This is a genomic window from Aliivibrio sp. S3MY1 (genome assembly GCF_028765575.1).
Classification (GTDB): Bacteria; Pseudomonadota; Gammaproteobacteria; order Enterobacterales; family Vibrionaceae; genus Aliivibrio.
On the sequence record NZ_JARACO010000010.1, the window covers coordinates 72,864 to 86,031 of the forward strand.

Consider the following 13,168-nt stretch of genomic DNA (forward strand, 5'->3'; position numbering starts at 1 on the left):
TAAAAAAATGGCCTCAAACGAAGAGGCCATTACTATTAATCGTTATTATCGCTATTCTAGCTTATTTTGCTTTCTGTTTTGAGCTATTTTCTTTTGCAGACTTTTTCTGTAAGTCTGTCGCAAAAACATTACGTTTGAATGCCCAAACCATCATCAACAGACCACCAATAACCATAGGTAGCGATAAGATTTGCCCCATTGAGATCCAATCACCAAATAAGCCTAATTGCGCATCCGGTTGACGAACATATTCAACTAAGAAACGGAATGTACCGTAACCAAATAGGAATAAACCTGATACTGCACCTAGTGGGCGAGGTTTACGAATAAACCAATTTAGAATTAAGAATAAAACGACACCTTCAAGCGCAAATTCATACAGCTGCGATGGATGACGAGGGAAAGGCCCACCTGTTGGGAATACCATTGCCCACGGCACGTCAGTAACACGGCCCCATAGTTCACCATTCATGAAGTTACCAAGACGACCAGCGCCTAAGCCAAACGGGACTAATGGTGCGACAAAGTCAGCAATAGTAAAGAAACTGCGATTATTCTTATAGCCGTACCAAAGCATTGCGGTGATCACACCAAGTAATCCACCATGGAAAGACATTCCGCCTGTCCATACTTCAAATAAATACAGTGGGTTATCTAAGAAATAACCGAAGTTATAAAACAATACATAACCAACTCGGCCACCTATCACTACCCCTAAAAAGCCAGCAAACAGAAGATCACTAACTTGATCTCTAGTCCAGCCACTGTTCGGCTTATCTGCGCGTTTATTTGCAAGCCATAAGGCAAACATAAAACCAAATAGATACATTAATCCATACCAACGTACTGCTAATGGACCAATTTCAAATAATATCGGATCGATATGTGGGAAGTTTAAATACCCCTGACTCATGACTACTCTCTTATCCTAAGAACATTTTACTGCCAATAAATACTAGAAATACGGCAAAGATTTTTTTCAATGTTTGTGTTGGTAAATGCGAGGCTAACTTAGCGCCTATTCTAGTGGTTAAAATAGAAGTGACACTTATGCCACATAACGCCGGTAAATAAACATAACCGAAACTCATCGCTGGCAAACTTTCTACATTCACGCCATGTATGATAAACCCTATCATGCCTGCTATCGCGATTAATGTGCCACATAATGAGGAACTGCCAATGGCCTTTCTCATTTCAATACCATGAAAACTTAAATAAGGTACCGTAAGTGAACCACCACCAATACCCGCTAAACTGGATACAACACCTATAGCCCCACCAGAGGCCGCTGCTTTAAGGGGCGATGGCATTGTTCTTGTTACTGTAAATTTAAGAGCTAATAACATCTGTAGAGCCAATAAAAGCACGATAATACCAAAGACTTTAGGTAAATATTGGGTCGGTATTAATTCAGTAAGATAACTACCAATAAATCCACCAATGACAACACCTGGTGCTAAACTTTTAATTAACCCCACTTCGACATTACCTAAGCGTAAATGGTTCAATGCCGATGAGCTTGAGGTAAATATAATGGTTGCGAGTGATGTACCAAGTGCCATTTGCATTGCTATACTCGCATCAATACCCGCTTGTGGAAGTAACCACAGCAATGCAGGTACAACAAGTAAACCACCACCAATCCCTAGTAGACCAGCCATAACACCAACAACACTACCTAATGCAAGATATAGTGCAAAAATAGACCAAAAATCCACTGACATTTATTTACCTGCTCGAATAAATCCGGAGAGTTCTTTCGCTTCAAAAAACGTCATCATATCAGCTAAAATTTGCTCTGCATCATCATGGTGTAAAAGTTTTTCTATTGTCGCTTCCATTTCAGTCAGTGTGACTTGCCTAATAATGTACTTAACTTTTGCAACGTTAGAGGTGTTCATGCTTAAACTGTGATAACCAAGCCCCATTAATAATAAACAACCAATAGGATCACCTGCCAATTCACCGCAAACACTGACAGGTAAATTATGCTGATTTGCCGTATCGATAATCTGTTTTAATGCTAACAATACCGCAGGATGGTAAGACTCATAAACATGAGATACTCGTGAGTTATTCCTATCGACGGCTAATAAATACTGAGTTAAATCGTTCGTCCCTACCGAAATGAAATCAACTAACCCTGCGACTCTTGGTAAGAGATAAAGCATCGAAGGCACTTCTACCATCATACCAATGCGCGGTTTTACAAAGTGTGTTTCAGCCTCACTCAGCACTTCTTCATAAGCTTGATTGATAAAAGCTCTTGCTTGCTTTAATTCTGGGATCCCTGAAATCATAGGTAACATAATAGACAAATTTTCATTGCCAATATTGGCTCTTACCATCGCTTTTAATTGCAATAAAAAGATATCAGGGTGGTCTAAAGTAAATCGAATACCACGCCAACCTAAAAATGGATTATCTTCTTCTATTGGTAAATAAGGTAACGGTTTATCCCCACCAATATCCAATGTTCTCATGATGACTGGTTTTTGAGGATAGGTTTCTAAAATTGCCTTATATTGCAAATATTGCTCTTCTTCAGAAGGAAATCGTTGATGCAATAAAAACGGTATTTCTGTTCGATACAAACCAACGCCATCAACCCCTTGGTTAACCGCAATACTTGAATCGGCACTTAATCCGGCATTAAGATGGATCTTCATTAGATGACCATCTAACGTTAATGTTGGCTTATCAAGATCTTGTGTAATCAATTCAGAGAGTGCGATCTCTTCATTCTGTAGTTCTATATATTCTTGAGTTAAAGCATCTGTTGGCTTGATATAAAGCAAACCACTGTAACCATCAACAATGGCTAATGACTTATGGTAATGAGCAGGGTTAAACTCGACTCCCATAATCGCCGGAATACCTAATGCTCTTGAGAGTATTGCCGCGTGAGAGTTCGCAGCCCCCTCTAGAGAAATAACGCCTTTGAGTTTATTTTTTGGAATACTTGCCAACATTGATGCGGTGAGTTGAGCCGTCACCAAAATGACCGGATGCGAAAGGTCAATATCAAGATTATCTTCATAGTTCAGAAAATAAAGTAACCTCTGCCCTAACTCCCTGACATCATTCGCTCTCTCACTCAAATAAGAGTCACTCATTCTCTCAAAGCGTCCAGCATAAGACTCAATGACTTGGCGTAGTGCCCATTCAGCAGAATCACCTTTATCGATCTGTTTTTTCAGATCAGCTTTCAGCATTGGATCATTCAACAAGTGAGTAAACAGATCAAAGATGGCAAGTGTTTCTGTATTCAACTCTTGTTCAAAACGTTTTTTCGATCGTCTAAAGTCTTTTAAGGCTTGTTCAATTGCAGTGCCTAAGCGATCTTTTTCTGCCTCAGAATCAAGGCATGAGCTTGGTAAAATAGCTTCAATTTTAGGTTGCGCGTCATCAAACCATAGCGGTGCAATCCCAACCCCATTAGAGGCTGAAATACCGTTAAATTGCTTCTGCTCTGTTGAAGACGTTTGTAAGTGAGTCGACCAACTTTCATGGGCTTTGGCGTGCGCTAATACCACGGCAAGCTGAGCTGATAGTGTAACTAAAAAGGATTCTTCAACTTCTGTAAATTGGCGTTTTTCTTTTTGCTGAACAACCAATACCCCTAAATTTTGACGACGATATATAATCGGAGTCGCCAAAAAAGAGTTAAATTTGTATTCAGCAATACTTGGAATGTATTTATATGATGGGTGCACCGATGCGTTAGCAAGGTTTAGTGGCTCACAACTGCGAGCAACAAGACCTACTAGTCCTTCATCAATACCTAATGACACGGTATTAGGTTTGGCTTTTAAGCCTTCCGTTGCCATTAGTTCTAACCGCAGATTATCATTGCTCATCAAGTAGACTGAACAACACTCTGTACGCATAGAATTACGAGTGTTTTTAACCAGTAGCGCTAAAGCATCATCTAATGACTCTGCTTTAGCGACGTGATCAACTATATCCCTGAGTTGAGTAAGCATAAGAGGCAATCCTTAAGGTTATAAGGTATCGACCGCTTAACCTTTTTTACCTTTCCTTTTAAATTTTCGTTCCTTAAACGGCATAGCAATTACCGCGAACTCTTTGAGGGCCCGACGATAAACATCACGCTTAAATGAAACCACTTGTCTAACTGGGTACCAATAACTCACCCATCGCCAACCATCAAATTCTGGCGTGCGATCTCTTTGCATATTCACCTTGGATTCGTCACATTCCAAGCGTAGCAAAAACCACTTTTGTTTTTGCCCAATACAGACAGGTTTTGAATCCCATCTAACTAAACGCTTCGGTAATTTATATCGCAACCAATGTCGGCTACTCGCTAAAATACGTACATCATTTTTTGTCAGACCAACTTCTTCATACAACTCTCGGTACATTGCTTGTTCTGGCGTCTCGCCATCATCAATGCCACCTTGGGGAAATTGCCAAGAATGTTGTCCATATCGTTTCGCCCAGAATACTTGACCATGGCTATTACATATCACTATCCCGACATTCGGGCGGAAACCATCGCCATCTATCACTGGATGACCTCATATTAAACTTATATTACCTTTGATTTTTTCACAGATCGTCTCTTTGAGCAAACCGGATCACGCTTTCTTGTCACGTTTTATTAAAATAACCTCTTTTCTTGAATAAGTTTTAATCACAAGGTTAGTTATCAACATAACAATGAGAGCTACCCCACATTTATTCACCTTTTCTGTGCATAACTTTGTGAAGAAGATTAAAACAAATCAAAAAGAGACTTAAAAGTCGATTTAGGCCAAGAATCATCAAAAAAACATATCTTAATAAAAATCATATTAAACATAAAGTTAAGCGCCAAATCCTTACAAGGATCTTCGAAAAAAAATAAGCATGAGTAATAAAAATACAGATCGGTCAAAGATCAAACAACTTAGTGGTTACCCACAATTACCCCCCTAAATATGAGGTAACACACCAAAAGTCAATAACTTATTCATAAATAAAGCACTGTATATCGATCCATAAAAATAAGCTAAGTATAAAAAACAACCATCAATGTGGATAACTTATTTAGATCTTGTTCTGACCACTTAAAAGATTCATTTTATGATAATCTTACCCTCTCGATACCATGAATGAGCCATTATGAAACGACTGCCTCCAACCTCAATTACTGAGCTATTAACACGAGCTGAAGCCATTGCTGGCTATACATTATCAGAGCTTGCAGAGATGGCAGGGGTTCCTGTTCCTGAAAACCTAAAACGAGATAAAGGATGGGTTGGGCAATTATTAGAATTACACCTAGGCGCATCAGCTGGCAGTAAACCTCTACCTGACTTTGTTGATCTTAATATTGAACTTAAAACGATCCCTATTAGCCATAATGGAAAACCCCTCGAGACAACTTTTGTCTCTGTTGCTCCTTTAACTGGGGTGCACAGCTTAAAATGGGAAGAGTCTCATGTACGTCATAAATTAGCCCATGTATTATGGATCCCTGTAGAAGGCGAGCGAGAGATCCCAGTAGGAGATCGACACGTTGGCTATCCTGTTTTATGGCAGCCGTCATCAGAAGAAGAGCGACAGCTTAAACAGGATTGGGAGGAGTTAATGGATCTTATTGTACTGGGGAAAGTAGAGTCTATAACAGCAAAGTACGGTGAAGTCTTACAACTTAGACCTAAAGCCGCAAATAGCCGAGCCCTTACTGAGGCCTATGGAGAGAACGGTCAACCAATTAAAACCTTACCTAGAGGCTTTTATTTAAAAACCCACTTTACTCATTCTATTTTGACATCATTTTTTAAGTAAAAAAGAGGCTTACCTCAAACGAGATAAGCCTCTTTTTACTATCTAACTGGCACTTTTTATTTAACTAATTTCTTGTTAAATATAGTCTCTTATTAACTATAGCTTCTTGGTTCCGAAATTAAATTATGCTTATTCAGCAAACGATACATGGTTGCGCGAGATACACCTAGCTCTTTTGCTGCTGAAGAAACCTGACCATCATGAGACTCTAATACCATCAATAGTGCATCTCGTTCAGAATCCTCACGAATAACACGTAAACTACGTTTTGTATCACTACGTTGAGGAAGATCTAAATGCTCAAGATCAATCGTCATACTATCTGCAAGAAGTACCGCTCGTTTTACTTGATTCACAAGTTCACGAACATTTCCTGGCCATTGATAATGGAGCATAGTCTGTATCGCTTCTTCAGAGAAAGTGCGCGCTTGAGTATTATATTCTTTTGCATAGCGCTGAAGAAAGTGATCCGCTAAGATCGAAATATCAGAACTTCTTTCCTTTAAAGAAGGAACATGAATACGAAGTACATTTAAGCGGTAATACAGCTCTTCTTTAAATTCTCCCTCTTCAATCGCTTTCTCTAAATCAATATGACTTGCGACAATGACACGGACATCAAGATCAATAACACCTTGAGAAGTTTCAATATTACCTTCCTGTAGGAATCGTAATAAATGCTGCTGCTGACTCACTGGTAACTCATTTATATCATTTAAAAATAGGGTCCCACCATTCGCTTGATATAGTTTTAAGTCTTCAAATTCAGAAATAGGTAAACCAAATAACTCCTGCTCTATTTTTGATTCAGATAACGAGCCACAATTTAAAGAAATAAATGGGCCTTTATTACGGCCAGAAGAGTCGTGCACCGCTTTTGCTACTGCATCTTTACCTACGCCACTTTCGCCAGAGACTAAAATAGAAACGTCTGTAGGCGCTACTCGACGGATTTGATCACGCAAGCGCTTCACGATAGGTGATTCGCCTAAAATGCCGAGTTCTGATTTTTTGCCCATATTAGGCCAAACTTTACGCTCTAGTTTAAGCATACCAAGTTGGTGACCAATCGTACTCAATAACTGAGCGTCAGGAATTGGAGCGGTAAAGAAATCAATACAGAAATTCACTATAAACTGGCAAATCGTATCAGAACTCAGTTGAGATTCACGAATAAATGCCATCCAACGAACTTGTTTATTATTATTTACCAATGTCGCTATACCATTAAGGCTAAAATCATCTTGGCTTAAATCAACAATACCAATACATGGCCCAATTTCATCAAACAATACTTGCGCAGCACGAAGGTCATAACAACGATGACAACGCCAGCCAACTTGTTCTAATACTGCTAACCAAGGTTCGTAACTTCCACCAACAACCACTAACGAACCTGGAACAGAATCCATACGAAACTGAGTACCCATAGCCTTACCTCTAAATTCTTTATTTAACCAACTAAACTTTCTTCTAAAGGCAACTATACAGGTTTTAAGACCTCTCACAGTCTCATAAATGAGATGCCTGTCGACTTTTTAACAAAAAAATGACAACAGCACCATAAGCAACAAGCAACAAGTAACATATTAGATAAGAAAATGGTTCATTAGTGATGATTTAAAGGTTAGTTAGTTATAAAAAAAAATAACTATATTCCTTTTTAGTAAATAACAAGAGACTCAATAGAATTGTAAAAGTTAAGTCAATTGATTAAAAAGTGTTATTGAATTCTTATTATTTACTTTTTTATCAGAAATTAGTCAAAAAAAAGAGCAGTTTTAAACACTGCTCTTTCATTAATATACTAATTTTATTCTAAATTATGCTTGAGGGCGCATTGATGGGAATAAAATAACGTCACGAATTGTGTGAGTGTTAGTGAATAGCATCACTAAACGGTCAATACCAATACCTTGACCCGCTGTTGGCGGTAAACCGTGCTCAAGTGCTGTAATATAATCAGCATCATAGAACATTGCTTCATCATCACCAGACTCTTTTGCATTAACTTGTGCTTTAAAACGCTCGTCTTGGTCTTGAGCATCATTCAGCTCAGAGAAACCATTTGCTACTTCACGGCCACCAATAAAGAATTCAAAACGGTCTGTAATGAAATCATTGTTGTCATTACGACGTGCTAATGGTGAGATATCTGCTGGGTATTCTGTAATGAATGTTGGTTGCATTAGTTGAGGTTCAGCAGTTTCGCCAAAGATTTCCTCAAGAAGCTGACCACATGTCCAGAAGCTTTCAACGTCAACATGCACTGATTTCGCGATAGAAACCATTAGGTCACGATCTTGAACGCCTTCATACGTTAGCGCTTGGATCTCTGCGTGATCTGGGTTGTATAGTTTAATCGCGTCTAGCATGCTCATACGTGCGTATTTGCCACCAAAATCAACGGTATACTCACCGTAAGGCATTTTATCACTACCTAATACAGAGATAGCTACTTGAGATAGCATTGCTTCAGTTAGATCCATTAGATCGTTGTAATCAGCGTACGCCATGTAGAATTCCATCATTGTGAATTCTGGGTTATGACGTGGAGATAGACCTTCGTTACGGAAGTTACGGTTAATTTCAAACACACGCTCAAAACCACCAACAACGAGACGTTTTAGGTAAAGCTCAGGGGCGATACGTAGGTACATATCAACATCAAGTGCATTATGGTGTGTTACGAATGGACGTGCAGAAGCGCCACCAGGAATAACATGCATCATTGGTGTTTCTACTTCCATGAAGCCTTTATCAACCATGAAGTTACGAATTGCAGAAACCACTTTAGAGCGGATAATAAATGCAGTACGAGAATCTTCGTTTACGATAAGGTCAACATAACGCTGGCGGTAACGCATTTCTTGATCTGTTAGGCCGTGGAATTTTTCAGGCAATGGACGCAATGCTTTAGTTAGTAATACATACTCTTCCATGTTCACGTAAAGATCGCCTTTACCTGATTTATGTAGTGCGCCTTTAACACCGATGATGTCACCGATATCTAAACCTTGGTATTGTTCTTTAAGCTCTTTTTGCACATCTTTTGCTGCATAAGCTTGGATCTTACCAGACACTTCTTGGATCAATAAGAAAGGACCACGCTTAGCCATGATACGGCCTGCGATAGCAACGATATGGTTTAGTTCTTCTAGCTCTTCTTTGGTCTTTTCACCAAACTCTGCTTGAAGGTCACTCGCAAGGCTGTCACGACGGAAGTCATTCGGGTGGCCATTAGCCTTACATGCTTGACGGATATGGTCTAATTTACCACGACGTTCTGCAATCAGTTTGTTTTCATCTAGTTGTACTTGGTCAGTCATAATGAACCCTTTCTTATAATCCAGATTTTAAGCTGGCTTCGATAAATTTATCTAAATCACCGTCTAATACGGCTTGCGTATTACGATTTTCAATGCCGGTACGCAAATCTTTAATGCGCGAATCATCTAATACGTATGAGCGAATCTGACTGCCCCACCCAATGTCGGATTTAGAATCTTCGTTTACTTGTTTCTCTGCGTTTTGTTTCTGAAGCTCAAGTTCAAACAGTTTTGCTTTCAACTGCTTCATCGCTTGTGCTTTGTTTTTATGCTGAGAACGATCATTTTGACATTGCACAACTGTATTTGTCGGAACGTGAGTAATACGTACCGCAGATTCAGTGGTGTTTACGTGCTGACCACCCGCGCCAGAAGCTCGGTATACATCAATACGTAAATCAGCAGGGTTAATATCCACCTCAATGTTGTCATCTATTTCAGGATAGATAAACGCTGAAGCAAATGAGGTATGTCGACGACCACTTGAGTCAAATGGCGACTTACGAACTAAACGGTGTACACCAGTTTCAGTACGTAACCAACCATAAGCGTATTCACCAGAGATGCGTACAGTTGCCCCTTTTAGGCCTGCAACATCACCGTCAGAAACTTCGATAACTTCCGTTTTAAACCCTTTGGCTTCCGCCCAACGCAAATACATACGCAACATCATTGATGTCCAATCTTGCGCTTCTGTACCGCCAGAGCCTGATTGCAAATCAATATAACAATCAGATGCATCATGTGCGCCTGAGAACATACGACGAAATTCTAATGTCGCTAGTTTAGCTTCTAACTCAGCAAGCTCAGGTTCAATCTCATCAAATGTTTCTTGATCTTGTTCTTCCACAGCTAACTCAAGTAAACCTTCAACGTCTTCGCCGCCAAGATCTAATTGGTCAATGGTTTCAACAATCGCTTCCAGTGTGGCACGTTCTTTGCCTAGCGCTTGTGCACGCTCAGGTTCATTCCATACTTCTGGTTGCTCTAACTCTGCATTGACTTCTTCTAGACGCTCTTTCTTAGCATCATAGTCAAAGGTACCCCCTCAGGATATTTGTGCGTTCAGACACATCCTGGAGACGGTTTTTTATAGGATTAATTTCGAACATGGTGTTTATCATCGCCGAATAAAAAATAACCGAGAGATTTTAACCAAAAGTGTGATAGAAATCGAGGTATTTCAACCTCTGAGGGCAAGAACAATAAGGATTGAGAAAATGGTGTAAATTTAATCACACCAAATTTCTTTTTATTTAACCTCAGCTCGGAATTCGAGCCTTTCTATTTTCATTCAAAAAAAGAACACAATATCTCATGAGGTATTTCTTAACGGCTTGCTTGGTATAAATTAACCTTTTCATTTTATAAAAGGGGCGCTTTACATGGGGTCTATGTATTCAACCATCAATTGTAATGTTTGATTACCACGAAATTCATTGATATCTAAGCGATAAGCCAGCTTCACTTTTTGTACCGAAGCATCAGGCCAACGACGAATATCAACATTAAAGGCGATGGCATCAACCATTTTATTGGTTGGGAAATCTCTATGAATTGGCTCTAACATTAATTTAAGATGTTTTTCACCAACCAAACGCTGATTTAATACTTTAAATTCACCATCAAAAATAGGTTCAGGGAAAGCTTGTCCCCATGGTCCACCCGCACGAATAATTTCAGCGGTGCCTAAGGTAAATTCTTCTGGCGTGAGTTCCCCATCAGATAAAACAACGCCATTAAGAGCCTCTTCCTCTACTGATTCTCGAACCACATCATCAAAAGCTTGACTGAATTTCTTATAATCCACTTCTTTAATGGTTAAGCCTGCTGCCATTGCATGGCCACCAAATTTCAAAATTAATCCTGGATTACGAGTATCAATCAAATCCAATGCATCACGCATATGAAAACCAGAAATAGAGCGGCACGACCCTTTAATAAAGCCATCACCACCATCAGCAAAGGCGATCACAGGACGATGATATTTTTCTTTAATACGCGAAGCGAGAATCCCAATAACACCTTGGTGCCAATCACGTTGAAATAAGACCAAACCAAAGGGTAATTCACTCTGTGCGCCGAATTCTAATCGCTCACAAATGGCCATCGCTTCGTCTTTCATCCCTTGCTCTATCTCTTTACGAGTTTGATTTAAGGCATCCAGCTCTGAAGCCATACGACGCGCTGCATGAATGTTATTCGACATCAGAAGCTCAACACCAAATGACATATCATCCAAACGCCCTGCTGCATTAATTCTCGGCCCAAGCGCAAAGCCAAAATCAGAAGCAACAATTCGAGAAGGAACTTTATTGGCCACTTCGATTAACGCTTGAATACCAGGACGGCATTTTCCAGCACGAATACGCTGAATACCTTGATGCACTAAAATACGGTTATTTTCATCCAACGCCACCAAATCAGCGACAGTACCAAGAGCGACTAAATCCAATAAATCGGCCAGATTAGGGATAGGGATATTTTGGGTTTCAAACCAGCTGTTTTCACGCAAACGCGCACGAATCGCTAACATCAAATAAAACGCGACGCCAACACCTGCTAATGATTTTGATGGGAACGCACATTCCTCAAGGTTAGGGTTAACTATTGAATCGGCAATAGGTAAAGAAGCCCCCGGTAAATGGTGATCAGTCACCACTACTTGCATTCCATACTCTTTGGCTTTTAATACCCCGTCGATGGATGATACGCCATTATCTACTGTCATGATGATTTCAGCCCCCATCGCTTTCGCTTGATCGACAACATCAGGGCTTAATCCGTAACCATCCTCAAAGCGATTTGGCACTAAATAATCGACATTACTGCTGCCCATTAAACGAAATGCCATCACAGACAATGCTGAACTCGTCGCCCCATCGGCATCGAAATCACCCACAACAATAATACGAGTTTGTTTTGCGATAGCCTCAACTAGAATATCAACCGCTTTAGTTATGCCATGCATAGATTGAAATGACAGCAGCGATCTCGCACCACGATCTAACTGAGCATTTGATGTTATACCACGAGCAGCATAAATCCGTTGTAAGATTGAAGGAATTGAACTTGGAAATGCTGGAATTTCAGGAATAAGACGACGTTTCACTTCAATCATGATAATGGCCCAAGGTTAGAGTTATAAAGATAAAAAAATCCCCGCAGCATACTTAATTTAAATAAGTATTGCGGGGATTTAAATTCAATGACGTAAGAATTATTTTTCTAAGTCTTTCAAAAGCTCTTGTGCTGGTTTGTAACCAGGTACTAGATCACCATTAGGCAGTACTATCGCAGGAGTACCATTTACACCCATTTTACGACCTAATAAATATTGTTCTTTAATGATATTCTGACACTGAGCCGTTGCTGGTTTTTCACCATTAATTGCACGGTGTGATTTTGCATCGTCCATCGCTTGTTGTTTGTCATCTGCACACCAAATTTGTGCCATTTGATTAGCAACTGAGCCTTGGTAACCTTGGCGAGGGTAAGCTAAATAACGAACCGTAATTCCAGCATCGTTATAATCTTTCATCTCTTTATGAAGCTTTGTACAGTAGCCACACGTAATATCAGTGAAGACAGTAATCGCATATTTCTCATTTTTTGCAGGGAAAACGATCATGTTGTCACTTTGGCCATCAACCAATTTGGCAAAACGCGCTGCCAATAGGTCTTTCATGTTGCCTTTTTCATCAAACTCAAAAATACGTCCCTGAATAAAATGCTTACCATCAGCAGAAACATAAAAAATACCAAATGGCGTTTCTACTTGTTTAAAACCATCAACTTCAGAGTCGTGAATGGCTTCTACAGGTAAACCCAATGCAGTTAAACGTTGAGTAATCGCTTGCTCTGAATCAGCCTGAGATGCTTCAACAACTGATGGCGATACTGCTTTTTCTTTTGCTTTCTCATCAGAACACGCAGTAAAAGAAATAACACTTAATAGAGCAATACACATCGCGCTAGTACGGCGAATAAATGACATAAAAGTACCTATAAAAAAAGTAAAAATAGAAGGTTTAAAT

10 protein-coding genes are annotated in these 13,168 nt (G+C 39.6%); 1 reads left to right on the plus strand and 9 read right to left on the minus strand.

Annotated features, from left to right (window positions below; genetic code table 11):
* Window positions 1-61 precede the first annotated feature (61 nt).
* Genes lgt through rppH form a run of 4 tightly spaced genes read right to left on the minus strand, consistent with a single transcriptional unit; the run spans window position 62 to window position 4,538 of the window.
* Complete coding sequence (lgt, locus tag PVK62_RS08730; protein WP_274444050.1) at window positions 62-913, minus strand: prolipoprotein diacylglyceryl transferase; 852 nt, start codon at window positions 911-913, stop codon at window positions 62-64.
* Window positions 914-923: 10 nt separating this feature from the next.
* Window positions 924-1,727 (minus strand): sulfite exporter TauE/SafE family protein, encoded by an 804-nt coding sequence (locus tag PVK62_RS08735; RefSeq protein WP_274444049.1) that lies wholly within the window; start codon window positions 1,725-1,727, stop codon window positions 924-926.
* On the minus strand, window positions 1,728-3,989 hold the full coding sequence (gene ptsP / locus PVK62_RS08740; protein ID WP_274444048.1) for a phosphoenolpyruvate--protein phosphotransferase: 2,262 nt from the start codon (window positions 3,987-3,989) through the stop codon (window positions 1,728-1,730).
* Window positions 3,990-4,025: 36 nt separating this feature from the next.
* Complete coding sequence (rppH, locus tag PVK62_RS08745) at window positions 4,026-4,538, minus strand: RNA pyrophosphohydrolase (RefSeq protein WP_122036636.1); 513 nt, start codon at window positions 4,536-4,538, stop codon at window positions 4,026-4,028.
* 595 nt (window positions 4,539-5,133) lie between these two features.
* Between rppH and mutH the strand changes: the two genes are divergently transcribed.
* Window positions 5,134-5,802 carry a DNA mismatch repair endonuclease MutH gene (mutH, locus tag PVK62_RS08750; RefSeq protein ID WP_274444047.1) on the plus strand — a complete coding sequence of 223 codons (669 nt, stop codon included), beginning with the start codon at window positions 5,134-5,136 and terminating at the stop codon, window positions 5,800-5,802.
* A gap of 92 nt (window positions 5,803-5,894) precedes the next feature.
* Here mutH and PVK62_RS08755 read toward each other — a convergent pair whose 3' ends face one another.
* From PVK62_RS08755 to dsbC, 5 genes are all read right to left on the minus strand, one after another.
* Window positions 5,895-7,232, minus strand: a complete 1,338-nt coding sequence (locus PVK62_RS08755) for a sigma-54-dependent transcriptional regulator (RefSeq protein WP_274444046.1) — start codon at window positions 7,230-7,232, stop codon at window positions 5,895-5,897.
* Between the two features lie 393 nt (window positions 7,233-7,625).
* Window positions 7,626-9,131, minus strand: coding sequence for a lysine--tRNA ligase (gene lysS, locus PVK62_RS08760; RefSeq protein WP_274444045.1), 1,506 nt, complete (start codon window positions 9,129-9,131; stop codon window positions 7,626-7,628).
* A 13-nt stretch (window positions 9,132-9,144) separates the two neighbouring features.
* Window positions 9,145-10,243, minus strand: a protein-coding gene (gene prfB / locus PVK62_RS08765; RefSeq protein WP_274444044.1) for a peptide chain release factor 2 whose coding sequence is annotated in 2 segments (ribosomal slippage) — window positions 9,145-10,167 and window positions 10,169-10,243 — 1,098 coding nt in all. Because the reading frame shifts where the segments join, the coding sequence is not laid out codon by codon here.
* Window positions 10,244-10,512: 269 nt separating this feature from the next.
* The gene (recJ, locus tag PVK62_RS08770) at window positions 10,513-12,252 is read right to left on the minus strand and encodes a single-stranded-DNA-specific exonuclease RecJ (protein WP_274444043.1); all 1,740 of its coding nucleotides are present in this window, start codon (window positions 12,250-12,252) and stop codon (window positions 10,513-10,515) included.
* A 99-nt stretch (window positions 12,253-12,351) separates the two neighbouring features.
* On the minus strand, window positions 12,352-13,128 hold the full coding sequence (gene dsbC / locus PVK62_RS08775) for a bifunctional protein-disulfide isomerase/oxidoreductase DsbC (protein ID WP_274444042.1): 777 nt from the start codon (window positions 13,126-13,128) through the stop codon (window positions 12,352-12,354).
* Window positions 13,129-13,168: the final 40 nt, after the last annotated feature.